Source organism: Herbaspirillum hiltneri N3 (assembly GCF_001267925.1).
Lineage (GTDB): Bacteria > Pseudomonadota > Gammaproteobacteria > Burkholderiales > Burkholderiaceae_D > Herbaspirillum > Herbaspirillum hiltneri.
This window is the reverse complement of the sequence record NZ_CP011409.1, coordinates 398277-424930: the sequence shown is the minus strand read 5'-3', so window position 1 is coordinate 424930 and position 26654 is coordinate 398277. Positions and strand designations below refer to the sequence as shown.

The following is a 26654-nucleotide window of genomic DNA, read 5'->3' as shown; positions in this document are numbered from 1 at the left end:
CCGGAGCGCCTCAGTACCGCAGGAAGTGCAGCAACACCTGCACCACGATGATTCCCCCGATCAGTCCGCCGCCGAAATACACGATCACACCCAGCAACAGATTGGTGCGGCGCTGTTCGGCCACCAGTTTCCTGAGCAAGTCTGCATTCTGCTCATTCCTGCCGCCTTCAGTCGCCATCGTCAGCGCCTGATGCGCCAGGCGCGGCAGTTGCGGCAACAAGCGGCTGTAGCGCGGCACTTCAATCTTGAGCTGCTGGACGAAACCGCGCCAGCCGATCTGTTCATTCATCCAGCGTTCCAGATACGGTTTCGCGGTCTTCCACAAATCGAGTTCGGGATCGAGTTGGCGGCCGAGGCCTTCGACGTTGAGCAAGGTCTTTTGCAACAGCACCAGTTGCGGCTGTACTTCGACGTTGAAACGACGCGAGGTCTGGAACAGGCGCAGCAGCACCTGGCCGAACGAGATGTCTTTCAGCGGACGATCGAAAATCGGTTCGCAGCAGGCGCGTACCGCCGCCTCGAGTTCGTCGACGCGTGTGTCTTTGGGCGCCCAGCCGGATTCGATGTGCGCTTCGGCCACGCGCTTGTAATCACGCTGGAAGAACGCCAGGAAATTCTGCGACAAATAGTCCTTGTCGAAGTCGGTGAGCGTGCCGACGATGCCGAAGTCGAGCGCAATATAGCGGCCGAAAGTAGCCGGCGCGGTCGACACCAGGATATTCCCCGGATGCATGTCGGCATGGAAGAAGCCGTCGCGGAACACCTGCGTGAAAAAGATCTCGACGCCGTCGCGCGACAGCTTGCTCAGGTCGACGCCTTCCGCCTGCAGACGCTCGGTCTGGCCGATCGGAATGCCGTGCATGCGTTCCATCACGATCACCGACGAGGAGCAATAGTCCCAGTACATCTCGGGCACCATCAGCAAATCGGAGTTGGCGAAATTGCGGCGCAGCTGGCTGGCGTTGGCCGCCTCGCGCATCAGGTCGAGTTCGTCGTGCAGGTATTTGTCAAACTCCCCCACCACTTCCTTGGCCTTGAGCCGGCGGCCATCGGCCCACAGGCGCTCAACCCAGTCGGCGGCAATATGCATCAGGCCGATGTCGTGGTCGATGGTGCTGCGCATGCCCGGACGCAAGACCTTGACGGCGACTTCGGTGCCGTCTTTCAGCGTGGCGAAGTGCACCTGCGCAATCGAGGCGGATGCGATCGGCGTGCGGTCGAAGCTGGCGAACAATACATCGGGATGCGCCCCCAGGGATTTCTCGATCTGCGCGATGGCCAGTTCGGAATCGAAAGGCGGCACGCGGTCCTGCAGGCGTGTCAGTTCATCGGCGATGTCGAGCGGCAGCAGGTCGCGCCGCGTCGACAGCACCTGGCCGAACTTGACGAAGATCGGACCGAGGTCTTCCAGCGCACGACGCAGGCGTTCACCGCGTGGCGTCGAAAGATCGCGCCAGAAAAAAATACCGTTGAGCAAACGGGTGATGCGCGGCGTGTCGAAGCCGGAGATGGCGATTTCATCGAGGCCGTAGCGTATCGCTACGCGCACGATCTTGAACAGACGCAGGGAACGCAAGAACATCAGCGGCGCTCCAGTTTCTCTATCCGCTTGGACAGGCGTTCAAGATCGTCGCGCAGCTTGACGACCTCGCTGGAAAATTCACTCATGACGTGCGGGCGGATCAGCATCGGTTGTTCTTCCTGGAAGTATTCAGCGACATTTTCGGCGAGTTGCCTTTGCGTGGTCTGCGCGGCAGCGGCAATCGATCTGGCGCCGGACACGATGCGCGTGGCGGCGATGTCGCCGACCACCTTGCCGAGGTCTTCTTCCGCATCCCAGCGCAGCGACTGGCTCAGCTGGGAAATGGCATTGGCGAAATCGGCGTCGCCTTCGATCCTGACGTAGGACACGGCGCGCTCGCGGTTGGCCAGGATCAGTGGCAAATCGGACAACTTCAGGTGAATAGTCACGGCCGGCACGGCGTTGTCATCGGCACTCTTGAGAAAGCCGTCGCCGGTGACGGTGAGCATCAAGGAGGCGACGCCGGCGTCGATGCAGGCGGTCTTGTCGCGATGGGCAATGAGTTTGGCCTGCGCCCACGGCTCTTGCTCGAGCAAATGGTTGATGACGGCGGCAGCTGGACGCAAGAGGGAAGAGAGCATGGGAGTTCGCGGCATCAAAAAAGAAAACCGCCCGAGGGATGTCGGGCGGTTTCAAGTTTAACAGTTCTTGGCGCTGCTCAGTGAGTCGGCAGGCCTGATGACGACGCAGCTGCGAACTTACACTTGCTGGATACCAGCCAGCACCCAGCCGCCCGTGCCATTGACCGGCTTGGACAGATTCCAGATTTCCGCGAACGGTTCGGCCGAGGCGTCCGGCGCTTCCTTGATCAGACCGGTGAACTTGATGGTCGCCAGGTAATCGTGCTCCAGCGTTTCAATGCCGAGCAGTTCGCCGTCGATCTGCACGACGTCGGTGTTGTTGGCGGCGTTGCCGCGCTCCTGCAGTTGCAGGCGCAACTCACCGAACATTTCCGGCGTGGTGAATTCGCGGATGTCGTTGATGTCGCCCTTGTCCCACGCCGCTTGCAAGCGGATGAAATAGGTCTTGCCGTTGCGCACGAAGCCGGCCACGTCGAAGTCCGCCGGTATGCCCCACGGGATGATCGGCGCATTCGCTGCGGCGGCTGCGGACGAGCCGAATTCATTGCTGCCTTGCAGCGATGCAGGCGCCTGCAAGCCGACCGGCTCGATGCGCGAACCGATCTCAGGCGTATGGACTGCCAGTTCTGGCGCGCTGGCATATGCGGGTTGCGGCGTAAAGCCGTTGTTGCCGGCAGCACCCGAATTCCCACCGTTCTTGCGCGTGAACATGCGGAACAGGAACATCGCCACAAACGCCAGCAGCGCCACCATCAGGATGGTGCTCAGCATGCTTGCCATGGCGCCGCCCAGACCGAAGTGCGACAGCAGCGCACCCAGGCCGAGGCCAAGCAAGGCGCCGCCGAGGATGCCCTTCCATGGGCTGGCGGGTTTTGGCGGCACCGATTGCGGCGCTGCCGCCGGCGCGGCCGGTTTGGCGGGCGCCACATTGGACGGCGACTGTGCAGGAGCCGACGGCACCTGGCGCGTGTAGTTCGACGATTGCTTGCCGAACGAACCGCCGCCACCGAGACGCTTGGCTTCAGCGCCCGACATCGCGACGGTCATGGCCGTCACTGCCAGCATGAGGATGACGAAGAATTTTTTCACACAAGCTCCTACGCAAATTGTCCCAAGCCCGAGGCTCAGAGTTTGATACCCGTATGCAAGGCGGCAACGCCCGCAGTCAGGTTGTAATACTGCACGCGCTCGAGGCCGGCGTCTTCCATCATTTTCTTCAGCGTTTCCTGATCCGGATGCATGCGGATCGATTCAGCGAGGTAACGATAGCTTTCGGCGTCGTTGGCGACTTTCTGCCCCAGCCACGGCAGCACCGAGAAGGAATAAACGTCATACGGCTTCTTCAGCGGCTCCCATACCTTGGAGAACTCCAGCACCAGCAACTTGCCGCCCGGTTTCAGCACACGACGCATTTCCGACAGTGCAACATCCTTGTGGGTCATGTTGCGCAGGCCGAAGGCCACCGACACGCGATCGAAGTAGTTGTCGGGAAACGGCAGCTTCTCGGCGTCGCACAACAAGGTGGGGGTCGGGATGCCCTTATTCAATAGGCGGTCGCGGCCCACGCGCAGCATCGATTCGTTGATGTCGGTCAGCCAGACTTCTCCGCCCGGACCGGCCTGTCTGGCGAACGCCTTGGACAAGTCGCCGGTGCCGCCGGCAATGTCGAGCACCTTGAAGCCGGGACGGATGCCTGCCTGGGCGATGGTGAACGCCTTCCAGATCCGATGCAGGCCGGCCGACATGAAGTCGTTCATGACGTCGTACTTGGCGGCGACAGAATGGAAGACTTCGGCGACTTTATGCACCTTGTCGTCTTCAGAAACGGTCTGGTAACCGAAGTGGGTGGTGTTGGTCATGTGGCAACTTGAAAGAAGGAATACAAATAAGGCGACATTATAAGGGGAGGCTCGTGGCGCTCAATGATGGTGGCCGCAGGCGCTGCCGCCGGACGAACTCATGTCCTGGTCGCGCCCGCTTTCGCGCGTGAAGCCTGCCTCCTCCAGTTTTTGCAGGTAGGTTTCCCACATCGCATCCTGGTCGCGTCCGAGCTGATACAGGTAGTCCCAGGTAAAAATGCCGCTGGAATGCTCGTCCGAGAATATCGGTTTGATGCCGTAGTTGCCGACAGGTTCGACGCCGACGATGCCGACGTCTCTTTTTCCGGTCTGCAAAGTCTCCTGGCCGGGGCCGTGGCCGCGCACTTCCGCCGAAGGCGAATACACGCGCAGCAATTCAAACGGGATGGAGAACTGGGCGCCGTCGTCGAAGGCGACTTCCATCACGCGCGACTGCGTGCGGACCTTGAAGGATACGGGCGTGGGACCGGAGCTCATTGCGTGCGCTTCCTATTGTGTGAGGTGTCTTGCGAGATAAGAATGAATGAACGTGCGGCGACTGCCCGCAGTCAGGCTGCGGCCGCCAGTTCGCGCGCGATCGCTGCGCGCAGCTTTGGCAACAAAGCGGTACGTTCGGCAAGGGAAGCGGCGACGCTGTCGCGGCGCACCTCGGCCCAGACCGGGCTGGGGAAATGTGCGTCGTCGAGGTAGCGGGGAATGACGTGCCAGTGCACGTGCGGCGTCATGTTGCCGAGACTGGCGACATTGATTTTTTCCGGCTGCATGACTTCGCGCACGGCGGCTTCGACCGCCCATACCGCAGACATCAAGGCGCTGCGGTCTGCCGGGGCGAGATCCGTCATTTCCTTGACGTGGCCGTTCCAGATCACGCGGCAGAAACCGGGATAAGCCGGCTCGTCGACCAGCACGACGCGCAAGCTGCCGTTGTTGAACAGCAGCTCGCCGCCGTCGCCGTCGCACAGATCGCAAGCGTTGGCCATGCTTACACCAGCACGCGTTCGATGCCGCCGTTGTTGGCGCGGGCCACGTAATCCGGCAACCAGTTTTCGCCGAGCAGGTGCTTGGCCATTTCGACCACGATGTAGTCGGCGGTGGTGCCCGAATCTTCGTTGTAGCGCGACAAACCCTGGAAGCAGGACGGGCACGATGTCAGGATCTTGACGTCGCCGTCGAAACCGTCGGCGCGCACCTTATCGGCGCCCTTGCGCATTTCTTCTTCCTTGCGGAAGCGCACCTGGGTCGAAACGTCAGGACGGCTCACGCCGAAGGTGCCCGACTCACCGCAGCAGCGCTCATTCTTTTCGATCTTTTGTGCATCGATAGTAGTGATCAGCGAGTTGACGGTCTTAAGCGGGTCCTGCAACTTCATCGGGCTGTGGCAAGGGTCGTGGTACATATAACGGGTACCGGTGACGCCTTCCAGGCGCACGCCCTTTTCGAGCAGATATTCGTGGATGTCGATGATGCGGCAGCCCGGGAATATCTTCTCGAATTCATAACCCTGCAACTGGTCGTAGCACGTACCGCAGGACACCACGACGGTCTTGATGTCGAGGTAGTTCAGCGTGTTGGCCATGCGATGGAACAGCACGCGGTTATCGGTGATGATCTTCTCCGCCTTGTCGAAATCGCCGCTGCCGCGCTGCGGATAACCGCAGCACAGGTAACCCGGCGGCAACACGGTCTGCACGCCGACGTTCCACAGCATCGCCTGCGTGGCAAGGCCGACCTGCGAGAACAGCCGCTCCGAGCCGCAACCCGGGAAGTAGAACACCGCCTCGGTTTCCGCCGTGGTGGTCTTCGGATCGCGGATGATAGGCACGATCTTGTCGTCTTCGATGTCGAGCAGCGCGCGTGCAGTCTTCTTCGGCAGGTTGCCCGGCATCTTCTTGTTGATGAAGTGAATCACCTGTTCCTTGATCGGCGCCTTGCCGACCGTGGCTGCAGGTTTCTGCGTCTGCTTCCGGGCGAACTTCTTGAAGATATCGTTGCCCAGACGCTGCGCCTTGAAACCCCAGTCGGTCATCACCTTGCGCGTGGCATTGATGGTGGCCGGATCGGTGGCGTTGAGGAAGAACATCGCGGTCGCCGTACCGGGGTTGAACGATTTCTTGCCCATCTTGCGCAGCAGATTGCGCATGTTCATCGAGACGTCGCCGAAGTCGATGTCGACCGGGCACGGCGTCACGCACTTATGGCAGACGGTGCAATGGTCGGCGACGTCTTCGAACTCTTCCCAATGCTTGATCGACACGCCGCGGCGGGTCTGCTCTTCATACAGGAAGGCCTCGACCAGCAATGAGGTCGCCAGAATCTTGTTGCGCGGCGAGTACAGCAGGTTCGCACGCGGCACGTGCGTCGCGCACACCGGCTTGCACTTGCCGCAACGCAGACAATCCTTGACGCTGTTGGCGATGGCGCCGATATCGCTTTGCTGCATGATCAGCGATTCGTGGCCCATCAAACCGAAGGACGGCGTATAGGCGTTGGACAGGTCGGCTTCAAAGCCGGGCAAATTCAGCAGCTTGCCCTTGTTGAAACGGCCTTCCGGATCGATGCGCAATTTGTATTCGCGGAATTCGCTGATTTCATCTTCGGTCAGGAATTCCAGCTTGGTGATGCCGATGCCATGCTCGCCGGAAATCACGCCGTCCAGCGAACGCGCCAGCGTCATGATGCGCGCCACGGCTTCATGCGCGTCCTGCAGCATCTGATAGTGATCGGAGTTGACCGGCAAATTGGTGTGCACGTTGCCGTCGCCGGCATGCATGTGCAGCGCCACGAACACACGGCCGCGCAGCACGCGCTTGTGGATGGCGTTGCATTCTTCAAGGATCAGCTTGAATGCGCCGCCGCTGAAAATCTGACGCAGCTGCGCGCGCACTTCCTGCTTCCAGGAGACGCGTACGGTGCGGTCCTGCACGACATGGAACACATTGGCGTCAGGCTGGTCGAGCAGGCGCTGGTCGAATACCGGCAACAGCTTGTCGAGACCCAGCGCGGCCATTTCGCCCTTCGCCACAGTCAGCGGCTGGTCCAGATTGGCCAGCAGATAGCTCCAGCGCGCCTGGGTCTTGGCGATCAGGTCTTCGGCCTGGTGCACGCGGTCTTCCAGCATTTCCGCAGCTGGGATGTCTTCGCCTTCGGCGTCGTCGCTCTTGCCCAGCGGCAGGTTGCCCTTGACGAAGAAGGCGTTGAGCTCGTCCAGGAACTGCAGCTTGTTCTTGATCGACAGTTCGATGTTGATGCGCTCGATGCCGTCGGTGTACTCGCCCATGCGCGGCAATGGAATCACCACGTCTTCGTTGATCTTGAAGGCGTTGGTGTGCTTGGCGATGGCGGCGGTACGCGAGCGGTCGAGCCAGAACTTCTTGCGTGCTTCCGGGCTGATCGCGACAAAACCTTCACCGACGCGATTGTTGGCCATGCGGATCACTTCCGAGGCGGCCTGCGCCACGGCGATTTCGTCGTCGCCGACGATGTCGCCGATCAGCACCATCTTCGGCAGCACCCCGCGTTTGGATTTGGTGGCGTAGCCGACTGCGCGCAGGTAGCGCTCGTCGAGATGTTCCAGGCCGGCCAGGATGGCGCCGCCCTTTTTGGTCTCGGCGTCGAGATAATTCTTGATTTCGACAATCGACGGAATCGCATCGCGCGCCTGGCCGAAGAATTCGAGGCAGACGGTGCGCGTCTGTTTCGGCATCTTGTGCAGGATCCAACGCGCCGACGTGATCAGGCCGTCGCAACCTTCTTTTTGAATGCCGGGCAAGCCTGACAGGAATTTGTCCGTTACATCCTTGCCCAGGCCTTCCTTGCGGAACTTGCGGCCGGCGATCTCGAGGATTTCGGTTTTGAAAACTTCAGTCTTCTGGCCTTTTTCGCCGGGATGCGACCACTCGAGCCTGAAGGTCGCCAGTTCGACGTCGTGGATCTTGCCGAGGTTGTGGTCCAGGCGCGTGACTTCGAGCCAGTCGCCTTGCGGATCGACCATGCGCCAGCTGGCCAGGTTGTCGAGTGCAGTGCCCCACAGCACGGCTTTCTTGCCGCCAGCGTTCATGGCGACGTTGCCGCCGATGCACGAGGCTTCGGCCGAAGTCGGATCCACCGCGAAGACGAAACCGGCTTTTTCAGCGGCGTCGGAGACGCGCTTGGTGACTACGCCGGCGCCCGAGTAAATCGTCGCGTACGGCTTGTCGAGGCCGGGCAAGACTTCCATCTCGACGGCGCCGAGCTGTTCCAGCTTTTCGGTATTGATGACGGCCGACATCGGTGTCAGCGGGATCGCGCCGCCGGTATAACCGGTGCCGCCGCCGCGCGGGATGATGGTCAGGCCAAGTTCGATACAGGCCTTGACCAGGCCGGCCATCTCGTCTTCGCTGTCGGGCGTGAGCACGACGAACGGATACTCGACGCGCCAGTCGGTGGCGTCGGTCACGTGCGAGACGCGAGAGAGGCCGTCGAACTTGATGTTGTCCTTGGCGGTATAGCGGCCCAGCACCTTGGTGGCGCGCTTCCGCAGGTCGTAGGTGTGCTTGAATTCTTCGCCGAAATCGGCAATCGCCTTGCGGGCGGCCTTGATCAACAGCTCGACGTTGGCGCTGCGGCGCGCGCTCTCAGCAGCGGCGGCATCACCCGCTTCGGACTGATTGACGTCGATGCGGCGCTTGTCCACTTCGGCCAGGCGATGGTGCAAGGCCTCGATCAGTGCAGCGCGACGCTTGGGATTATCCAGCATGTCGTCCTGCAGATAAGGGTTGCGGCGCACCACCCAGATGTCGCCCAGCACTTCATACAGCATGCGCGCAGATCGACCGGTCTGGCGTTTGCTGCGCAACTCGTCGAGCACGCGCCACGCGTCTTCGCCCAGCAGGCGGATCACGATTTCGCGGTCGGAGAACGAGGTGTAGTTGTACGGAATTTCGCGCAAGCGCGTGGGGCTGGCACCCTGCGGTGCATCAGTGAGCAAAGCCTGGATTTTTGCGGGGGCGTTCATTAATTTTGGAAAAAAATCTGCTGCCGGATATGCATTTTATCTTATTGCCGTCCCGCGCGAGGGAATGCCCTTACTTTTGGAAGAACAATACGAAATGGTTCTTATTTGCAGAAATTCGCTGCAATTGGCTCAATTTCCGCATTGCAACATACCGCTCGCTATTGAATCAATAAATACAATCAATTTTTATATATTAATTGTTTAAATTTATTATCACTCCATCGACACCTTCCCATCGCTCACGGAGAATGCTATGTTGCAATCACTGATTACCGAAATTCTGGAAAATCTAGCCATCACCCTCGCCGATTACGCCGAGTGCAAGGCTTAGGACAGCCATCCGCCAATCCGATCCGAGGATGACTGCCATGATACAAGCCCAATTGCGCGAACAATTCCCTGTCGAACCGGCACCCGTAGCCGCTCCTTCCCCATCCGGATTCTGGGCCGGCCTGCGCCTGCGCCAGATCGCCATGCTGACGGTCGGACTGGTGTTCGGCCTGGTCAAATCCTACGAAAGCCTGCAGGCGTTTTTCCTTGACCATCCCGAAGTCAGGATGGCGCTGCTTGGCTCGTCCGCAGCCGCCGGACTGACGGCCCTGGGCGCGCTCGGGGTGCTGTTCACGCGGCGCATATCAGAGCGCACGCAAGACGTGCTGCTCGGCTACGGCGGCGGCATCATGCTGGCCGCGAGCGTATTTTCGCTGATCATTCCGGCCATGAACCACGCCCAGGCACTGGGCTACGAAAAAACCGGCGCGGTCCTGCTGACCGCCACAGGCATCATGCTCGGAGGCCTGTTCGTGCTGGCGATCAACCATCTGATCCCGCACCAGCATTTCATCGCACCCAATCCGGCGATTCAATCCATGCGCACCAGCCGCATCTGGATGTTCGTGATGGCGGTGACGATCCACAATTTTCCCGAAGGCCTGGCGATCGGCGTCGGTTTCGGCGGCGATGAAATGGGCAAGGCGATCGCGCTGGCGACGGGCATCGGCATCCAGGACATTCCGGAAGGACTGGTGGTGGCGCTGGCCTTGCGCACGCTTGGCTATTCGCCGTGGAAGTCGGCCGGCGCCGGCATCCTGTCAGGACTGGTTGAACCGGTCGGCGGTGTGCTCGGCGCGCTGGCCACCGGCGTATCGGCCACGGCATTGCCGTGGGCGCTGGCCGGTGCGGGCGGTGCGATGCTGTTTGTGATCAGCCACGAAGTGATTCCCGAATCGCACCGTCAAGGCCATGAAACCCAGGCCACGCTCGGCTTGCTGGCCGGCTTCGTGACGATGATGCTGCTGGATACGCTGCTAGGCTAACCAGTCGGCGATGCTGCGCCAGAAGCCGTCCGGCACGTTGAGCAGCAGCCAGGTCATGAACAGGTAGCGCAGGAATTTTCCCACCATCATATAGAACACCGACGGCCAGAATGGCAGCCTCAACCAGCCTGCCAGTGTACAGATCGGATCGCCGATGCCCGGCAGCCAGGCCAGCAGCATGGTCTTGGGGCCGAAGCGTTCGAGCCAGTGGAACCAGCGGCTGCTGCGTTCGCGCGCAAAGGTCTGCTTGGCGCCGTAACCCATCCAGTAATCCACCATCCCCCCCAGCGTATTGCCGACCGTCGCCACCAGGATGACCGGCCAGAACATCGCGCCATTGGCCTTGATGACCGCGAACACCGCCGGCTCCGAGCCGAGCGGCAGCAGCGTCGCCGAAATGAAGCTGATGAAAAATACCGACGTCAGCCCGACGGTCGGTACGGCAAGGAAATTCAGCAACCACAAAATGGCGGATTCAATCATGCAGATCAGGTAAGGATGAGCGGTGGGGGAAATTGGTGCGCCAACCTGGTAGTTGGCGTTGTTTGACTGCAGATGACAGCAGCAGCGGCTTTTTCAAGTCAAAAAACCGCCGTTTCATATGCTGCATCCGCATGCGGATATAAGCCTGTCAGTCGCCTCCATTATAATGATCAGTTCGCCGCGCCCTGCGTTTCCCGATCCGACATGGGAAAACAAGGGGGAAAACCGCATGAAGATCGCAGTCCCGCGACTGCGCGTCCATCGTTCCTTTCGCTTCTTTTAGCTGACTATGACCACCGACTATCTGCAAAAAATCCTTACCGCCCGTGTCTACGACGTTGCCATGGAAACGCCGCTGGAAATTGCGAACACGCTGTCGCAACGGATGGAAAACCGGATTTACTTCAAGCGTGAAGACATGCAGAGCGTGTTCAGCTTCAAGCTGCGCGGCGCGTATAACAAGATGGCGCATCTGCCGCCGGCCCAACTCAAGCGCGGCGTGATCTGCGCCTCGGCCGGCAACCATGCGCAGGGCGTCGCGCTGTCGGCGGCCAAGCTCGGCTGCCGCGCCGTGATTGTGATGCCGACCACCACGCCATCAGTCAAGATCGAAGCCGTCAAAGGCCGCGGCGGTGAAGTCGTGCTGTTTGGCGACTCGTTCACCGACGCCTACAACCATGCGCTGACGCTGGAAAAGAAACTGAAGCTGACCTTCGTCCATCCCTTCGACGATCCGTATGTCATCGCAGGCCAGGGCACCGTCGGCATGGAAATCCTGCGCCAGCACGCCGATCCCATCCACGCGATTTTCGTCGCCATCGGCGGCGGCGGCCTGATCTCCGGTATCGCCGCCTACGTCAAGGCGGTGCGCCCCGATATCAAGATCATCGGCGTGCAGACCACCGACTCCGACGCCATGGCACGCAGCATCAAGGCAGGCCGCCGCGTCACCTTGCCCGACGTCGGCCTGTTCTCGGACGGCACTGCGGTCAAGCTGGTCGGTGAAGAGACCTTCCGCATCACGCGCCAGCTGGTGGACGACATCATCCTGGTCGATACCGACGCCGTGTGCACCGCCATCAAGGACATTTTCCAGGACACGCGCAGCATCGTCGAGCCGGCCGGCGCATTGGCCGTCGCCGGCGCCAAGGCCTACATCGAACGCGCCAAGAACAGCAAAAAACCGATCAGGAACCAATCGCTGATCACCATCGCCTGCGGCGCCAACATGAACTTCGACCGCCTGCGTTTCGTCGCCGAAATGGCCGATGTCGGCGAGGCCCGCGAGGCGGTGTTCGCCGTGACGATTCCCGAAGAACACGGCAGCTTCAGGCGTTTCTGCGAAGTGATCGGCCCGCGCAACGTGACCGAATTCAATTACCGCATCAGCGATGCCAAATCGGCGCACATCTTCGTCGGCATCCAGACCGGCAGTGCCGACGAACCGGCCAGAATCGCCAAGACGTTTGAAAAGAACGGTTTCAGTACGCTTGACCTGACCCACGATGAACTGGCCAAGGTGCACATCCGCCATCTGGTCGGCGGCAAGAGTACGCTGGCGCAGGACGAACTGCTGTATCGCTTTGAGTTCCCCGAGCGCCCGGGCGCGCTCATGCGCTTCCTCAGCACCATGAACCCGAACTGGAACATCAGCCTGTTCCACTACCGCAATCAGGGCGGCGACGTCGGCCGCATCCTGGTCGGCTTGCAGGTGCCTAAGAAGGAAATGAAGACGTTCCGCGCTTTCCTGGACAACCTCGGCTACCGCCATTGGGATGAAAGCAAGAACCCGCTGTACAAACTGTTCCTTGGCTGATGCCGCCAGGGACGCGTCAGAGAATTTGAGAAGTACGAAGGAAGCAAGACCATGAACCACGCCAACGCAAGCAACTCTCCCGACACCTCGCCGCTGGGCAAGTCGTCCGCTTATCCGGACGCCTACGACCCGTCCCTGCTGTTCCCGATTCCACGCCAGCCCAAGCGCGACGAACTCGGCGTGACGGGCACGCTGCCGTTCTTCGGCGTCGATATCTGGAATGCGTATGAAGTGTCGTGGCTGAACCAGCGCGGCAAGCCGCAAATCGCGATTGCCACATTCATGATCCAGGCCGATTCGCCCAACATCATCGAATCGAAGTCGTTCAAGCTGTATCTGAATTCCTTCAACCAGACTCGCCTCGATGATCAGCAGGCTTTGGTCGCGCTGTTGCAGAAAGATCTCTCGGCGGCGGCCGGCGCCGGCGTGCAGGTGACGCTGACCGAACCGGGCGCATTTTCGTCATTGCAGATGGGTGAACTGAGCGGCCTGCTGCTTGACCGTCTCGACATCGAGGTCGTCGATCACCACCCTAATCCGTCGCTGCTGTCGGCCAATCACGACGAAGCGACCGTCGAGGAAACGCTGCTGTCGCACCTGCTCAAATCCAATTGCCCGGTTACCGGCCAGCCGGATTGGGGCAGCGTACAGATCCATTACGTGGGCGCGCCGATTGACCAGGAAGCACTGCTGAAATACCTGATCGGTTTCCGTGAACACAACGAATTCCACGAGCAATGCGTGGAACGCATTTTCGTCGACGTGCTGCGTCAGTGCCGCCCGCAAAAGCTCGCAGTCTACGCACGCTATACGCGCCGGGGCGGCCTCGACATCAATCCGTGGCGCAGCAATTTTTCTGCTGCAAGGGCACCATCCAACCTGCGCAACGCGCGTCAGTAAGCCGTTACGGGCGGCGCTTTTTCGGGCGACGCCGGTTTTTTGTTACAAAACCATTACATCGCAGCGGCTGTTGCGTAACCCGCTGCCCTCGCGGCAAGCGGCGTTACCCCCCCATTTCCGCCGCAACATTTTGAAACGATTTATCCGCATTGCATAAAACTTCTTGTGCAATGATCCAGTCTCACTCTCGACTCCATCGTCAGGCAATGCTCGTCCCGGGCATCGCCTCGCCGATTTTTCTGACGAGGAAATCTGGTCCGTTTCCTGCCGGCATTTGCCGCGCCGTGTGCAAACGACCGTCAGCACCATCAACAAACAGCCAATAAAAATATGAGCCAATCACTTCCCTCCTTTTCCGCTCCCCGCGCCTTGCTCGCCGGTGCTTTCGCGCTGGGTTGCGCGGCAACGTCGCTTCCCGCCATGGCGCAACAAAGCGACGAATTCAGCTGGTGGCAATCCATCAAGAATCACGCCTCGGAAATCGCCGACAAAGGCGACGACGCCATCTACGTATCGGGCCTGGCTCACCACGGCCGCAGCACCTATACCAAGGAAAAGCTGGACCAACTGAACGAACACGCCTGGGGTCTGGGCTACGGCAAGACCATGCGCAACGAGCGCGGCAATGACGAGTCGCTGTACGGCTTCGTGCTCAAGGATTCGCATCGCCATCCGCAAATCATGGCCGGCTACGCTTACGAATGGGTCTATCCGATCGGCCGCACGCCGCTCGAGTTGGGTATCGGCGGCACCGCCATGCTGATGAGCCGGCAGGATTACTTCGGCGGCGTGCCGTTCCCGGTGCCGCTGCCGCTGGCGTCGATCGGCACCAAGAAAGCCAAGGTCATGTTCGCTTACGTACCGCGCCTCTCGTCGAACAAGAACAACGGCGATGTGCTGCTGGTTTTCGGCCGCATCGAGATGTGATTTCGGTCAGGCCTTTTCGTCTGAAAAGCAAGCCTGTCGCGCCGCTGCGGCAGCTTGCGGAGCTTCTTTCCGGCAATACTGTTGTTTGCATTGGAGCAACACCGGAATTCATTGCGTAACTCCCAAAGAAGCCTATAATCCTGCACAAAAGCCTATCTAGCGCCTTCTTTTGTGTCATGACAAATCTTGCAAAAATCCTGTCTCCAGAGAACGTCATTCTGGATCTAGAAGTCTCCAGCAAAAAACGAGCATTCGAACAAGCCGGACTTACCTTTGAAAACAACAGCGGCATCGCCCGCTCGACGGTTTCCGAAAACCTGTTTGCACGCGAACGACTCGGCTCGACAGGACTGGGCCATGGCGTCGCCGTGCCGCACGGCCGTATCAAGGGACTGAAAGCACCGCTGGCGCTGTTCATGCGCCTGGCCGAGCCGATTCCTTTCGAGTCGCCCGACGGCGAGCCGGTCAAGCTGCTGATCTTCCTGCTCATTCCCGACAACGTCACCCAGCAGCATCTGGAAATCCTGTCCGAAATTGCAGAGATGTTTTCGGACAACGCCTTCCGCAATGACTTGATCGCCGACCCCGACCAGGCGTCGGTCTATTCGCGCCTGGTGACCTGGCAGCCGTCGCTGGAAAAAACCAACTAAACGAAGCGTTGCGACGAACGATGCGATGTTTTCGCACCGCTTGCTCATACAGCTCAACCACGCCAACGACCGCCCTATCGGAATCGGAGAACCATGCCTTCATTTACCGCATTGTCGATACAGCAACTGTATGAAGAAAATCGCGAATCGCTGCAACTGGGCTGGTTTGCCGGCTTCCCCGGCGGCGAACGCCTGATCTCCGGCGACGCCGCATCGGCCGCCGACCAGGTCGGTCACCTTAACCTGATCCACCCCGGCCGTATCCAGGTCTTCGGCCATCAGGAAACCGAGTACTACCAGCGCCTTTCGAACACTTCTCGCGCATACCAGACCGCAGAACTGGTCGCCGGCGAACCGCCCGCCTTCATCATCGCCCAAGGTCTGGCGACGCCGCCCGACATCCTGGCAATCTGCGACGAAAAAAACATCCCGCTGTTCTCGACGCCGCTGCCGGCCGCGCAAGTCATCGACTACCTGCGCGTCTACCTGTCCAAGAAACTGGCGCAGCAAATCACCATGCACGGCGTCTTCATGGACGTGCTCGGCGTGGGCGTGCTGATCACCGGCGAATCGGGACTGGGCAAAAGCGAACTGGGCCTGGAACTGATTTCCCGCAGCCACGGCCTGGTGGCCGATGACGCCGTCGAATTCGCACGCATCGCCCCCAACATGATCGAGGGCCGCTGTCCGCCGCTGCTGCAAAACTTGCTGGAAGTGCGTGGCCTCGGCCTGCTCGACATCAAGGCGATCTTCGGCGAAACCGCGGTGCGCCGCAAAATGCGCCTGAAGCTGATCGTGCATCTTGTCCGCCGCAGTACGCTGGAAGAAAATTACGAGCGCCTGCCGCTCGACGCGCAATTTGAAGATGTACTCGGCTTGCCGATCCGCAAAGTTGTCATCCCGGTGGCGGCCGGCCGCAATATCGCGGTGCTGCTGGAAGCGGCGGTGCGCAACACCATCCTCCAGTTGCGCGGCATCGACACCCTCAAGGAATTCATCGATCGCCAGCGCAAGGCGATGAACGGCGAATGAACCGCCAAGAGAATTGCAATAAATCCAGGTAAAGATTCCCTGAGCCGCGTGCAGACAAACGGGTAGCGCGTTAAGCTGACAAGACACTGACCCATATTCCGGCTTGGGGTATCATCCTACTCATGCGTATCGTTCTTATTACCGGCATATCCGGCTCCGGCAAATCGGTGGCTCTCCATGTACTGGAAGACGCCGGGTATTTTTGCGTCGACAATTTACCGCCTGCCTTGCTGCGAGACTTGGTGGAAACGCGCCTGAAAGAAGGCGATGACACCATGGCGGTGGCCACCGACGCGCGCAGCGCCGACTCGCTGGCCGGCCTCGGTCCCGATATCCAGTGGCTGAAAGACCAGGGCCATGACGTCAAGGTGTTCTTCCTGACCGCTACCACCGAATCGCTGATCACGCGTTTTTCTGAAACGCGCCGCAGCCATCCGCTGTCGCATCGGCTGCTGCCCAATCAGAATCCGACCGATCGCATGACGCTGACCGAGTGCATCCACAAGGAGCGCGAAATGCTGAGCGTGATCGAAGGACTCGGCCATGTGATCGACACCTCCAACCTGAGCGCCAACAAATTACGCGCCTGGATTCGCGATCTGATCGACACGAGCCCTGCCAGCCTGACGGTACTGTTCGAATCCTTCGCCTTCAAATTCGGCGTGCCGCTCGACGCCGACCTGGTGTTCGACGTGCGCATGCTGCCCAATCCGCATTACGACCTGAGTCTGCGGCCGTTGACCGGGCGCGATGCGCCGGTGATCGAGTTCCTGGAAAATTTGCCTGCGGTGCAGGATCTGCTCGGCGACATCCGCAACTTCGTTGAAAAGTGGCTGCCGTCGTTCAAGCGCGATAACCGCAGCTATCTCACCGTGGCCATTGGCTGCACCGGCGGCCAGCATCGCTCGGTGTACATCGTCGAGCAACTGGCAAAACATTTTTCTGCACAGGAAAATGTGGTGGTGCGGCATCGCCAGCTCAGCTGACGCTGCCCCCCTTTTTTTTCCTCCCTGCGACGACGTCAGCTCAGCAAGTCGTCGGCCTGCAATACGCCCAACAGTAATTTCTTGACCGGCGCCGGCAACGGCGCGTCGGCCAGCTGCGCAATCGGATACCAGACATGGCCCGATTCCGCGACGTGCGGACGGCGCTTCTCCAGCACCACTTGGTACGGGGAAATGTGCAGCTTGAAATGCGTAAAGACGTGCGAGAACGGCTGCAGTTTGCGGCAAGCCGCGATGGCGCCGAACCCTTGCAGCGCGCTCTCCACTGCAGCGCCGAAGGCATCCGCATCCGGACTCGGCGGCAATTCGGGCAAGGACAGCAAGCCGCCCCAGATGCCGCTGTCGGGACGCTGCTCCAGCAACACGTCATTGCCTTCGCTGATGACCAGCATCATGGTTTCTTTTTCCGGCACTGCCTTCTTCGGCTTGCGCACCGGCAGTTCAGCGGTGCGGCCGGTTGCCAGCGCCACGCAACGCGGCGCCAGCGGACAGCGGTCGCAAGCCGGCTTGCCGCGCACGCACAAGGTCGCGCCGAGATCCATCAATCCCTGCGTGTAAGCTTCCATTCCGGATTCCATGCCGGCCTGCGGCAGCAGCGCCACTGCACGCCGCCACAATTGATCTTCCACCGCCTTGGCGCCGGGAAAACCTTCCACGCCGAACACGCGCGCAAAGACGCGCTTGACGTTGCCGTCCAAAATTGCGGCGCGCTTGCCGTAGGAGAATGCAGCGATCGCCGCCGCCGTTGAACGGCCGATGCCCGGCAAGTCCGCCAGCAATTCTGGATCATCCGGGAAGCGCCCGCCGTATTCCGCCGTCACGCGCTGCGCGCAGCGATGCAGGTTGCGTGCGCGGGTGTAGTAGCCGAGTCCGCTCCAGTGCGCCATCACGGCTTCGGACGGCGCCGCCGCGAGACTCTCGACGGTCGGAAAACTCTGCAGGAATTTCTGATAGTACGGAATCACCGCCGTCACCTGCGTCTGCTGCAGCATGATTTCCGACAGCCAGATGCGATAGGCGTCGCGCGTGTTTTGCCAAGGCAGGGCATGGCGGCCGTGCTGCTTCTGCCAGTCGATCACTGCCTCCGAGAATGTCGGGTCGGCGAAATCCTGCGCCGCCTCGTTGCTGTTGAGGACGCGTTTCATCGCTGGCAGACCACGCAGTAGAAAGTGGAACGCTGGCCCTGCTTGATCTGGCGGATCGGTGTAGTGCAGATACGGCAAGCCAGGCCGGTACGGTTGTAGACGAAATAGCTCTGCTGGAAATATCCCGATTGCCCGTTGACGGCAATGAAATCGCGCAGGCTGCTGCCGCCCTGCTCGATGGCGGCGGCCAGCGTTTCGCGGATCGCGACCACCAGCTTTTCATAGCGCGGCAGGCTGATTCTTCCGGCCGCGGTCTTGGGATTGATGCCGGCCTTGAACAGGCTTTCCGACGCATAGATGTTGCCGACGCCGACGACGATGTCGCCGGCCAGCAGCACTTGCTTGATCGGCGCACTGCGGTTGCGCGTCTGGCGATGCAGCTCGCGCGCGGAGAATTTGTCTTCCAGCGGCTCCAGGCCGAGACCGCGCAGCAGCATGTGCTCTTCAATGTCGCCGTCGGCGTTGTCGTGCCACAGCACGGCGCCGAAACGGCGCGGATCGGTCATGCGCATGATGTTCCTGACCGGCTTGCCCACCACGAGATCGAAGTGATCGTGCTTTTGCGGCGCGATGCCCGGCGGCAGAACACGCAGATGCCCCGACATGCCAAGATGCACGATCAGCGTGCCGTGGTCGAAATTGATCAGCAGGTATTTCCCGCGCCGCCCGGTTGAGCGGATGACGTGTCCGGCCAGCCGTTCGTTCAGGTCGGAGGGAAACGGCCAGCGCAATCCGCTGTGGCGCGTCACCACTCCCGCAACCGTCTGCCCCTCGAGATGGGGAGCGACGCCGCGCCGGGTGACTTCTACTTCTGGTAATTCGGGCATGGAACGATGACTTTTGGCTGGACTGAGCTGACTGTTAAGAAGACAAGCGGCGAATGAAAGCGGACACAGGCGAATAAGCGCAAGACGGCTATGATAGAGCAGATGCAGGCGGATGGTTTACACTCGCTTACACCAAGAAACACGCGGTTGAGCGTAAAATTAATATTTGCCTGCCCGCCTGTTCGTTCTTGCCGGACTATTTCCAGATTACTCAGGATTACACTTGAAAAAACCTCTCGCCATTGTAACGCTCTCCCTCATGCTTTCCGCATGTGCAAGCCTGCAGCAACCCAGCGAGACCGATGCGGCTCCCGTTGCGAGCGGCAAGAAACAAACTCTGGTCAAGGCCTCGCCGGCGCGCAAGGGACAAGCGAAGGCCAAGGCCCAGCAACCTGAAGACGTCGTGCCGCCGGTCGAGCTCAGCGAAGAAATCCTGTTCAAAATCCTCAGCTCGGAAATCGCTTTCCAGCGCGGCCAGTGGCAAGCGGCTTACGTGACCCTGCTGGGCACGGCGCAACAAACCCGCGATCCGCGCCTGGCCAAGCGCGCCGCTGAAATCGCCCTCGCTGCGCGCCGCCCCAATGAAGCGCTGGCCGCCGTACGCCTGTGGACCGAACTGGCGCCGCACTCGGATGAAGCGCTGCAAAATTACCTCGGCCTGATCATGTTGGGCGACAACATCGGCGAAATCCAGCCCCTGCTGACACAACGCCTGGCCGAAGCGGCGCCACAGGCGCGCGGCCCGATGATCCTGCAAATCCAGCGTCTGCTGAGCCGTGCGCGCGACAAGACCGCTGCATTCAATATCCTGCAGGCAGTGACCGCACCGTATCCGGCGCTGATCGAAACCCACCTGGCGCTGTCGCAAGGCGCATTCGCCAACCGCGATGCGGTGCGCGCACGCGAGGAAGCCAACCAGGCGCTCAAGCTCAAGCCGGATTCCGAGCTGGCGATCCTGACGCTGGCGCAAGTCACCCAGGATCCGACGGAAGCCATGAAGCTGGTGGCTGATTTCCTGAAGAAGTATCCCGACGCACGCGAAGTCCGTGTCGCCTATGCGCGCGGCCTGGTTGAACAGAAGCAGTTCGAACAGGCGCGCAGCCAGTTCCAGACGCTGCTGAAAGACGATCAGGAAGATCTGACGACACTGTTCGCGCTGGGCATCCTGAACGTCCAGACCAATCGTCTGCCGGAAGCAGAGACTTATCTCAAGCGCTACCTTCAGGTGCTTGCCACCCAGCCCGAAGATGAGCGCGACCCGACCCAGGCGCTGCTGTTGCTGTCGCAGATCGCCGAGGAACGCAACGACATCCCGGCCGCGCTGAAATGGCTGGAGCAGGTCGAACCGGGCGAAGCCTACGTCAACGTGCAAATCCGTCGCGGCCAGTTGCTGGCCAAGCGCGGCGACATCAACGGCGCCCGGGCCGTATTGCAGCAGGCGCAGTCCGAAGCCGGCAACGACCGCGAGCAATTGCAGTTGATCCAGGGCGAAGCGCAGATCCTGCGTGACAGCGAACGCTACCAGGACGCCGCCGACGTGCTGTCGGCCGGACTCAAGCGCTTCCCGGAAAGCACCGACCTGCTGTACGACTACGCCATGGCCACCGACAAGACCGGCAACTACAAGGACATGGAAACCGCGCTGCGCAAGATCATCGAACTGGCCCCCAACAACCAGCACGCGTATAACGCGCTCGGCTATTCGTTCGCCGATCGCAATATCCGCCTGCCGGAAGCAGTCGCGCTGATCAAGAAAGCCGTGCAGCTGGCGCCGGAAGACGCTTTCATCGCCGATAGCCTGGGCTGGGCCGAATTCCGCCTGGGCAATCTCGACGAGGCCGAAAAGGAATTGCGCCGCGCCTACGGCCTGCGCCCCGATCCGGAAATCGGCATCCACCTCGGCGAAATCCTGTGGGCGCGCGGCAAGCAAGACGAAGCCAAACGCCTGTGGCGCGAAGCCCAGTCGAAAGATCCGAAGAACGACGTCCTGAAGAGCACGCTGGATCGCCTCAAGGTGCAGTTGTGATGCCGGCGGCGATTCAATGCTGAGGCAAGGACACGGTTACCACTCATGAAGCGATTTTTCAACTATGCGGCCACGGCCGGACTGGTGCTGCTGATCGCCGGCTGCGCCGGCCTTGCACCGCAAGACGCGAGGGACAACGGTCCGGCGCTGGAGCGCCGCTACAGCGACGCCATCGATCTCGGCGGCCGGCTGTCGGTGCGCTATGAACAGGACGGGCGCGACCAGGCCGTACACGGCAGCTTCACCTGGAACCAGAGCGCACGCCACGTGGTGGTGACCCTGCTGTCGCCGCTCGGCCAGACCCTGGCCGTGATCGACATCAAGCCCTGCATTGCCGTATTGACACAATCGGGCAAGCCCCCGATGACCGCAACCGATGTCGACATCCTCACCGAACAGGCCTTGGGCTGGCCCTTGCCGATCTCCGGCCTGCGCGACTGGCTGCAAGGCTTCGGACGCGGCGCCGATGGCAAACTGTTTACGGCGCAGCCTGCAGCCGACACCGTACGTTTCACCACCCGCGACGGCTGGAACCTCAACTATGGCGAATGGCAGGATGGTGCGGCCAACACTGCCGCAAACCACCCGAAACGCATCGATCTGGCGCGTGAAACCAAACAGGCCGGTCCGGTCGCCATCCGTATCGTGATCGACAGCTGGAAAGCCGCCGGCATCCAATAACAAGGAAGTCGTCGGCGTTTTGAAGCCCTTCCACCCGTTTTGCAGAATCATTCCATGCCAGCAAGCCTTTTCGACTGCCCCGCCCCGGCCAAACTGAACCTGTTCCTGCACGTGACCGGCCGTCGCGCGGACGGTTATCACCTGCTGCAAACGGTATTCCAGTTGGTTGACCGTAGCGACGCGCTGGATTTCACAGTGCGCGACGACGGCATCGTCCGCCGCACCAACGATATTCCGGGCGTGCCTGCCGATACCGACCTGGTGGTGCGCGCCGCGCGCCTGTTGCAGGCGGCCGCCGGCAAACCCGAGCTGGGCGCCGACATCGCCGTGCGCAAGCAATTGCCGATGGGCGGCGGCCTCGGCGGCGGCTCGTCGGACGCCGCCACCACGCTGATGGCGCTCAATCATCTGTGGCAAACCGGACTGACCCGTGCGCAACTGATGGCGCTGGGCCTGCAGCTGGGCGCTGACGTGCCGTTTTTCGTGTTCGGCGGCAATGCCTTCGCCCAAGGCGTCGGCGAAGACCTTTTGCCTCTGAAAACCGCAGATTGCTGGTTCGTGGTGATTGAACCGGGCGTGTCTGTTCCCACCGCGATAATTTTTTCGTCACAGGAATTGACAAGGGATACGAAACTGGTCAAAATAACGGACTTTCCTGAAGCGCATAATCTTCTTTACGGCGACTTCGGAAAAAACGACTTAGAAGTGGTGGCTGCCAAGCAGTTTCCTCCTGTCGCTGAAGCCATCAAGTGGCTCAAGACATTTGGAAACGCAAGGATGACCGGATCCGGCGCCTGTGTGTTCTGTGCTTTTGAACATGAACATCAGGCCGACGAAGTGCTGAAACAGATGCCTTCAAAATGGATCGCGTGGAAAGCCAAAGCGATGCAGGAACATCCTCTCGCCCATTTGACAAAGTCGTAGCCAAGAATTGGTTTGACGGCGAATGACAGACGATGCAGGCAAGAGACGCAGCGGATCGTTCGACGGAAAACAGCAGATTGCGTAGGGGAATCGCCAAGCTGGTTAAGGCACTGGATTTTGATTCCAGCATTCCAAGGTTCGAATCCTTGTTCCCCTGCCATTAAATTTGGGCAATAGTGTAGCGCCCATCAAGAAATAGAAAAGCCAAAGAGATAAGCCGCCAACGCAAGACTGTACCAGTCAAGCATTGTCGGCTTTTCGACTTTTAAACGATTGCATTCAGGGATACCCACATGGCAAACGAAAACCTGATGGTTTTTACCGGCAGCGCCAATCCAGAACTGGCGCAAGGCGTCGTTGAAAAACTCGGTATCCCTCTGGGCAAGGCCAATGTGTCGAAGTTCTCCGACGGCGAAGTGATGGTCGAGATCAACGAAAACGTCCGCGGCAAAGACGTCTTCGTGCTGCAGTCCACCTGCGCACCGACCAACGACAACCTGATGGAAATCATGATCATGGTCGACGCGCTCAAGCGCGCATCGGCCGGTCGCATTACCGCCGCGATTCCTTACTACGGCTATGCGCGCCAGGACCGCCGTCCGCGCTCCGCCCGTGTTGCGATTTCGGCAAAAGTCGTCGCCAACATGCTGCAGGAAGCCGGCGTCGAACGCGTCCTGATCATGGATCTGCACGCCGACCAGATCCAGGGCTTCTTTGACATTCCGGTCGACAACATTTATGCATCGCCGATTTTGCTGGGCGATCTGGTGAGCAAGAACTACGACGACCTGCTGGTCGTGTCGCCTGACGTCGGCGGCGTGGTGCGCGCCCGTGCATTGGCGAAGCGCCTCGGCTGCGACCTGGCGATCATCGACAAGCGCCGCCCGAAGGCGAACGTGTCGGAAGTCATGAACATCATCGGTGAGGTCGAAGGCCGCAACTGCGTGATCATGGATGACATGGTCGACACCGCCGGCACGCTGACCAAGGCTGCAGAAGTACTGAAAGAACGCGGCGCCAAGAAAGTCGTCGCCTACTGTACGCACCCTGTGCTGTCCGGCCCGGCGCTGGACCGCATCGCCAATTCGCCGCTGGACGAGCTGGTCGTCACCGACACGATTCCATTGTCGGACGCCGCCAAGGCCTGCGGCAAGATCCGCCAACTGACTTGCGCCAGCCTGCTGGCCGAGACATTCAAGCGCATCAGCAAGGGCGACTCGGTGATGTCGCTGTTTGCAGAATAAGATTTAGAGTCAGAGTCGGATTTAGATTCAGATTCAGCTCAGATTTCAGTTTTAATTCCGTCGTGCAAATGACGGGATCCTTGAATCCCCTGGTCGCGGGGGATTTTTAACGCGAGACGAAAGTCCCGCAACCTTTGGAGTTTCACATGAAAGTAATCGCATTTCCACGCAAAGAGCAGGGGACCGGAGCGAGCCGCCGCCTGCGTAATGCTGGTCAAACACCAGCCATCGTCTACGGTGGCACAGCTGCACCGCTGAATATCGCTCTGGATCACAACGCGCTGTACCACGCGTTGAAGAAAGAAGCCTTCCACTCGTCGATCCTCGACCTGGAAATCGACGGCAAGGTTGAACAAGTTCTGCTGCGCGACTTCCAAGTCCACGCGTACAAGCAACTGGTTCTGCACGTTGACTTCCAACGCGTCGATGCATCGCAAAAGATCCACGTCAAGGTGCCTCTGCACTTCGCGAACGCTGAAGTCTCGCCGGCCGTCAAGCTGTCGTCGGGCATCATCAGCCACGTCATGACCGAACTGGACATCTCTTGCCTGCCTAAGGATCTGCCGGAATTCGTTTCCGTCGATCTGTCGAAGCTGGAAGTCGGTCACTCGATCCACTTGGCCGACCTGAAGCTGCCAAACGGCGTGACCGCCGTTTCGCAAGAAAACCTGACAGTTGCTACCGCTTCGGTACCAGCAGGCAAGGTTGAAGCTGAAGGCGCAGCGCCAGCAGCAGGCGAAGCAGAAGCGAAGTAATCTTCAGTTCAGCAAAGCTACAGCAGCAAATAAAAAACCCGCTTCGGCGGGTTTTTTATTGTCCGTATTGTCCGTTTGTCCGTTCACCGGCGCAGCGCCGGTAAACGCAAACAGTCAGCTAAGCCAAGACTTGCGCTTGCGCGCCGCGGTCGCCGGCTTGGTTTCTGCGGCCAGCACCATCTGCGGCGCATCGTCGCTTTTGAGCTTGACCGAAAAGCTCATCAGTTCGTCGCGCCGGAACACATGCAAAGCCACCACGTCGTTTTCACGATAGCGCGCCAGCAAGCCGTCCGCGCCCGCCGGCGGCACGCGCAAACCATCCAGCGCCACCAGCTTGTCGCCGGCCGATACACCGGCGCGATGCCCTGCCCCGCCCTCATAGACATTCGCCACCTTGGCGTCGCCACCGTCGCGCACCACGCGCAGGCCGAGTGACGGCTTGCGGTCCTTACGGACGTCTTCGAGCTTGATTGCCATCTCGGGCAGCAACTGCGAGAACGGCAGGTCTTCCGTGCCGCGAATGTAGCGATCGAAGAAACGCTTGAGCTTGACGCCGCTGACGGCTTCGAACAAGGCTTCAGCCTCCTCTTCGCCCAGACCTCGGCCACCATTGCGGGTATAGAACTGGCGACCGTATTGCTGCCACAGCGCCAGCATGATGTCGTCGAGCGACTTGCGGCCCTTGGTTTCGCTGCGGATGGTCAGATCCAGCGCCAGCGCCACCAGTGAACCCTTGGTGTAGTAGCTGACGATGGCGTTGGGAGCATTTTCATCCTGGCGGTAGTACTTGACCCAGGCGTCGAAGCTGGATTCCGCCACACTCTGTTTGCGGCGACCGCTGCCGCGCAGCACCCCGTTGATGGTCTTGGCGAGCATGCCCAGATAAGCCGCCTCGTCGATCAGGCCGGTGCGCACCAGGAACAGGTCGTCGTAATAGCTGGTGAAACCTTCGAACAGCCACAGCAGCGAGGTGTAACCCTCTTCACGCAAATCATAAGGCGCGAATGCCGCCGGCTTGATGCGCTTGACGTTCCAGGTATGGAAATACTCGTGGCTGCACAGGCCGAGGTAGGTGCGGTAACCATCGCTCAGCTCGCTCTTGCCCTTGACCGGCAAATCGCTGCGTGCGCAGACCAGCGCCGTCGAGGCGCGATGTTCGAGGCCGCCGTAGCCGTCACCGACCACCATCGTCATGAACACATAGCGCGACATCGGCGCACGCTTGCTCTTCGGCTCGAAGAAGGCGATCTGCGCTTCGCAGATTTTCTGCAGGTCGGCCGACAGGCGCGGCAAATCGAGGTTCGGCACCTGGCCGGTGATCACGACATCATGCGGCACGCCGTGCGCGGTGAACGTCGCCAGCGCGAATGTGCCGAGCTCGACGGGATGATCGATCAGTTCGTCGTAATCGGCAGCGACGTATGTGCCGAAGCCGTAGCGCCGGGCTTTCAGCTCGGGCAAGGACGTCGCCACGCGCCAACGCTTGTAGGCGTCGCCGGCTGGCCGGCGGATGTCGACCACGTGCTGCGACTGCTCCTGCCCTTCCACCCGCAGGAAAACGCTGGTGCCGTTGAAGAAGGCATGCGTCTGGTCCAGATGCGCAGTGCGCACCGACAGGTCCCAGGCGTAGACCTGGTAAGTCAACGTGAGCGGGCCGGCACAAGGCGCGGCTTTCCAGGTGTGCTTGTCGAGCTTGCGCAGGATCACTTTCTTGCCGCTGGCTTCGCCGCGCAGCTGGATGATGTTGCGCGCGAACTCGCGGATCATGTAGCTGCCGGGAATCCACGCCGGAAGGGAAAACACCTGGCCGTCGGCAGCCGGCGCATCGACCGTCACGGTGACGTCGAATACGTGGGCGGCGCAATCGTTGGAAGTAATGCTGTAGCGAATCGGGGTCGTCATGTTGTGC

23 protein-coding genes and 1 tRNA gene are annotated in these 26654 nt (G+C 60.4%); 13 read left to right on the top strand and 11 right to left on the bottom strand.

Annotated elements, in window-relative coordinates; genetic code table 11:
• Nucleotides 1-10: 10 nt before the first annotated feature.
• The 7 genes from ubiB to F506_RS01875 form a co-directional block, all read right to left on the bottom strand.
• Nucleotides 11-1582 carry a ubiquinone biosynthesis regulatory protein kinase UbiB gene (ubiB, locus tag F506_RS01905; RefSeq protein WP_053195094.1) on the bottom strand — a complete coding sequence of 524 codons (1572 nt, stop codon included), beginning with the start codon at nt 1580-1582 and terminating at the stop codon, nt 11-13.
• Nucleotides 1582-2163 carry a ubiquinone biosynthesis accessory factor UbiJ gene (locus F506_RS01900; RefSeq protein ID WP_235471338.1) on the bottom strand — a complete coding sequence of 194 codons (582 nt, stop codon included), beginning with the start codon at nt 2161-2163 and terminating at the stop codon, nt 1582-1584. Before F506_RS01900 ends, ubiB begins: the two co-directional genes overlap by 1 nt.
• A 117-nt stretch (nt 2164-2280) precedes the next feature.
• Nucleotides 2281-3252, bottom strand: a complete 972-nt coding sequence (locus tag F506_RS01895; RefSeq protein WP_053195092.1) for a Tim44 domain-containing protein — start codon at nt 3250-3252, stop codon at nt 2281-2283.
• A 35-nt stretch (nt 3253-3287) separates the two neighbouring features.
• The gene (gene ubiE / locus F506_RS01890) at nt 3288-4022 is read right to left on the bottom strand and encodes a bifunctional demethylmenaquinone methyltransferase/2-methoxy-6-polyprenyl-1,4-benzoquinol methylase UbiE (RefSeq protein WP_053195091.1); all 735 of its coding nucleotides are present in this window, start codon (nt 4020-4022) and stop codon (nt 3288-3290) included.
• 60 nt (nt 4023-4082) lie between these two features.
• On the bottom strand, nt 4083-4499 hold the full coding sequence (locus tag F506_RS01885; protein ID WP_053195090.1) for a gamma-butyrobetaine hydroxylase-like domain-containing protein: 417 nt from the start codon (nt 4497-4499) through the stop codon (nt 4083-4085).
• Nucleotides 4500-4570: 71 nt separating this feature from the next.
• Nucleotides 4571-5002, bottom strand: coding sequence for an HIT family protein (locus tag F506_RS01880; protein WP_053195089.1), 432 nt, complete (start codon nt 5000-5002; stop codon nt 4571-4573).
• Nucleotides 5003-5004: 2 nt separating this feature from the next.
• On the bottom strand, nt 5005-9015 hold the full coding sequence (locus F506_RS01875; RefSeq protein WP_053195088.1) for a DUF3683 domain-containing protein: 4011 nt from the start codon (nt 9013-9015) through the stop codon (nt 5005-5007).
• Nucleotides 9016-9383: 368 nt separating this feature from the next.
• Here F506_RS01875 and F506_RS01870 point away from each other — a divergent pair, with 368 nt between their 5' ends.
• Nucleotides 9384-10331 (top strand): ZIP family metal transporter, encoded by a 948-nt coding sequence (locus F506_RS01870; RefSeq protein ID WP_083458198.1) that lies wholly within the window; start codon nt 9384-9386, stop codon nt 10329-10331.
• On the opposite strand, the gene F506_RS01865 is transcribed toward F506_RS01870, so the two are convergent.
• Complete coding sequence (locus F506_RS01865) at nt 10323-10814, bottom strand: YqaA family protein (RefSeq protein ID WP_053195087.1); 492 nt, start codon at nt 10812-10814, stop codon at nt 10323-10325. The two genes, F506_RS01870 and F506_RS01865, sit on opposite strands and share 9 nt — an antisense overlap.
• Before the next feature lie 289 nt (nt 10815-11103).
• Here F506_RS01865 and ilvA point away from each other — a divergent pair, with 289 nt between their 5' ends.
• The 6 genes from ilvA (at nt 11104) to rapZ (ending at nt 17125) form a co-directional block, all read left to right on the top strand.
• Nucleotides 11104-12630 carry a threonine ammonia-lyase, biosynthetic gene (gene ilvA, locus F506_RS01860; protein WP_053195086.1) on the top strand — a complete coding sequence of 509 codons (1527 nt, stop codon included), beginning with the start codon at nt 11104-11106 and terminating at the stop codon, nt 12628-12630.
• A 51-nt stretch (nt 12631-12681) separates the two neighbouring features.
• Nucleotides 12682-13530, top strand: a complete 849-nt coding sequence (gene queF / locus F506_RS01855; RefSeq protein ID WP_053195085.1) for an NADPH-dependent 7-cyano-7-deazaguanine reductase QueF — start codon at nt 12682-12684, stop codon at nt 13528-13530.
• Nucleotides 13531-13950: 420 nt separating this feature from the next.
• Nucleotides 13951-14457, top strand: a complete 507-nt coding sequence (locus F506_RS01850) for a hypothetical protein (protein WP_144424144.1) — start codon at nt 13951-13953, stop codon at nt 14455-14457.
• A 176-nt stretch (nt 14458-14633) separates the two neighbouring features.
• The gene (locus F506_RS01845; protein WP_053195083.1) at nt 14634-15107 is read left to right on the top strand and encodes a PTS sugar transporter subunit IIA; all 474 of its coding nucleotides are present in this window, start codon (nt 14634-14636) and stop codon (nt 15105-15107) included.
• 93 nt (nt 15108-15200) lie between these two features.
• A complete protein-coding gene (gene hprK / locus F506_RS01840) occupies nt 15201-16139 on the top strand; it encodes an HPr(Ser) kinase/phosphatase (RefSeq protein WP_053195082.1) in 939 nt (312 codons plus the stop codon).
• 122 nt (nt 16140-16261) lie between these two features.
• On the top strand, nt 16262-17125 hold the full coding sequence (gene rapZ, locus F506_RS01835) for an RNase adapter RapZ (RefSeq protein ID WP_200907703.1): 864 nt from the start codon (nt 16262-16264) through the stop codon (nt 17123-17125).
• Nucleotides 17126-17160: 35 nt separating this feature from the next.
• Here rapZ and mutY read toward each other — a convergent pair whose 3' ends face one another.
• Entirely contained in the window at nt 17161-18288 is a 1128-nt protein-coding gene (gene mutY / locus F506_RS01830; RefSeq protein WP_144423969.1) for an A/G-specific adenine glycosylase, read from the bottom strand.
• Nucleotides 18285-19115: a bifunctional DNA-formamidopyrimidine glycosylase/DNA-(apurinic or apyrimidinic site) lyase gene (gene mutM, locus F506_RS01825; protein WP_053195080.1), complete on the bottom strand. Its 831-nt coding sequence runs from the start codon at nt 19113-19115 to the stop codon at nt 18285-18287. The genes mutY and mutM overlap by 4 nt, the downstream gene beginning before the upstream one ends.
• Nucleotides 19116-19374: 259 nt before the next feature.
• On the opposite strand from mutM, the gene F506_RS01820 reads away from it, so the two are divergent.
• From F506_RS01820 to F506_RS01795, 6 genes are all read left to right on the top strand, one after another.
• The gene (locus F506_RS01820) at nt 19375-21141 is read left to right on the top strand and encodes a tetratricopeptide repeat protein (protein ID WP_053195079.1); all 1767 of its coding nucleotides are present in this window, start codon (nt 19375-19377) and stop codon (nt 21139-21141) included.
• A 45-nt stretch (nt 21142-21186) separates the two neighbouring features.
• Nucleotides 21187-21822 carry an outer membrane lipoprotein LolB gene (locus F506_RS01815; protein WP_053195078.1) on the top strand — a complete coding sequence of 212 codons (636 nt, stop codon included), beginning with the start codon at nt 21187-21189 and terminating at the stop codon, nt 21820-21822.
• A 54-nt stretch (nt 21823-21876) separates the two neighbouring features.
• Nucleotides 21877-22746 (top strand): 4-(cytidine 5'-diphospho)-2-C-methyl-D-erythritol kinase, encoded by an 870-nt coding sequence (gene ispE, locus F506_RS01810; protein ID WP_053195077.1) that lies wholly within the window; start codon nt 21877-21879, stop codon nt 22744-22746.
• An 83-nt stretch (nt 22747-22829) separates the two neighbouring features.
• A tRNA-Gln gene (locus tag F506_RS01805) sits at nt 22830-22906 on the top strand.
• A 133-nt stretch (nt 22907-23039) separates the two neighbouring features.
• Nucleotides 23040-23990, top strand: a complete 951-nt coding sequence (locus F506_RS01800; protein ID WP_016832843.1) for a ribose-phosphate pyrophosphokinase — start codon at nt 23040-23042, stop codon at nt 23988-23990.
• A 146-nt stretch (nt 23991-24136) separates the two neighbouring features.
• Nucleotides 24137-24745 (top strand): 50S ribosomal protein L25/general stress protein Ctc, encoded by a 609-nt coding sequence (locus F506_RS01795; protein ID WP_053195076.1) that lies wholly within the window; start codon nt 24137-24139, stop codon nt 24743-24745.
• Nucleotides 24746-24859: 114 nt separating this feature from the next.
• Here F506_RS01795 and F506_RS01790 read toward each other — a convergent pair whose 3' ends face one another.
• Nucleotides 24860-26647 carry a M61 family metallopeptidase gene (locus F506_RS01790; protein WP_053201146.1) on the bottom strand — a complete coding sequence of 596 codons (1788 nt, stop codon included), beginning with the start codon at nt 26645-26647 and terminating at the stop codon, nt 24860-24862.
• Between the last annotated feature and the right edge of the window lie 7 nt (nt 26648-26654).

Coding starts and splice junctions, on each gene's coding strand:
- F506_RS01870 (WP_083458198.1), top strand. CDS start 9,384: ATGATACAAGCCCAATTGCGCGAACAATTCCCTGTCGAACCGGCACCC.
- mutM (WP_053195080.1), bottom strand. CDS start 19,115: ATGCCCGAATTACCAGAAGTAGAAGTCACCCGGCGCGGCGTCGCTCCC.
- F506_RS01845 (WP_053195083.1), top strand. CDS start 14,634: ATGACAAATCTTGCAAAAATCCTGTCTCCAGAGAACGTCATTCTGGAT.
- ispE (WP_053195077.1), top strand. CDS start 21,877: ATGCCAGCAAGCCTTTTCGACTGCCCCGCCCCGGCCAAACTGAACCTG.
- F506_RS01880 (WP_053195089.1), bottom strand. CDS start 5,002: ATGGCCAACGCTTGCGATCTGTGCGACGGCGACGGCGGCGAGCTGCTG.
- F506_RS01900 (WP_235471338.1), bottom strand. CDS start 2,163: ATGCTCTCTTCCCTCTTGCGTCCAGCTGCCGCCGTCATCAACCATTTG.
- mutY (WP_144423969.1), bottom strand. CDS start 18,288: ATGAAACGCGTCCTCAACAGCAACGAGGCGGCGCAGGATTTCGCCGAC.
- F506_RS01850 (WP_144424144.1), top strand. CDS start 13,951: ATGGCGCAACAAAGCGACGAATTCAGCTGGTGGCAATCCATCAAGAAT.
- F506_RS01865 (WP_053195087.1), bottom strand. CDS start 10,814: ATGATTGAATCCGCCATTTTGTGGTTGCTGAATTTCCTTGCCGTACCG.
- F506_RS01820 (WP_053195079.1), top strand. CDS start 19,375: ATGCTTTCCGCATGTGCAAGCCTGCAGCAACCCAGCGAGACCGATGCG.
- F506_RS01885 (WP_053195090.1), bottom strand. CDS start 4,499: ATGAGCTCCGGTCCCACGCCCGTATCCTTCAAGGTCCGCACGCAGTCG.
- rapZ (WP_200907703.1), top strand. CDS start 16,262: ATGCGTATCGTTCTTATTACCGGCATATCCGGCTCCGGCAAATCGGTG.
- F506_RS01800 (WP_016832843.1), top strand. CDS start 23,040: ATGGCAAACGAAAACCTGATGGTTTTTACCGGCAGCGCCAATCCAGAA.
- F506_RS01875 (WP_053195088.1), bottom strand. CDS start 9,015: ATGAACGCCCCCGCAAAAATCCAGGCTTTGCTCACTGATGCACCGCAG.
- queF (WP_053195085.1), top strand. CDS start 12,682: ATGAACCACGCCAACGCAAGCAACTCTCCCGACACCTCGCCGCTGGGC.
- ubiB (WP_053195094.1), bottom strand. CDS start 1,582: ATGTTCTTGCGTTCCCTGCGTCTGTTCAAGATCGTGCGCGTAGCGATA.
- F506_RS01815 (WP_053195078.1), top strand. CDS start 21,187: ATGAAGCGATTTTTCAACTATGCGGCCACGGCCGGACTGGTGCTGCTG.
- ilvA (WP_053195086.1), top strand. CDS start 11,104: ATGACCACCGACTATCTGCAAAAAATCCTTACCGCCCGTGTCTACGAC.
- F506_RS01795 (WP_053195076.1), top strand. CDS start 24,137: ATGAAAGTAATCGCATTTCCACGCAAAGAGCAGGGGACCGGAGCGAGC.
- ubiE (WP_053195091.1), bottom strand. CDS start 4,022: ATGACCAACACCACCCACTTCGGTTACCAGACCGTTTCTGAAGACGAC.
- F506_RS01790 (WP_053201146.1), bottom strand. CDS start 26,647: ATGACGACCCCGATTCGCTACAGCATTACTTCCAACGATTGCGCCGCC.
- hprK (WP_053195082.1), top strand. CDS start 15,201: ATGCCTTCATTTACCGCATTGTCGATACAGCAACTGTATGAAGAAAAT.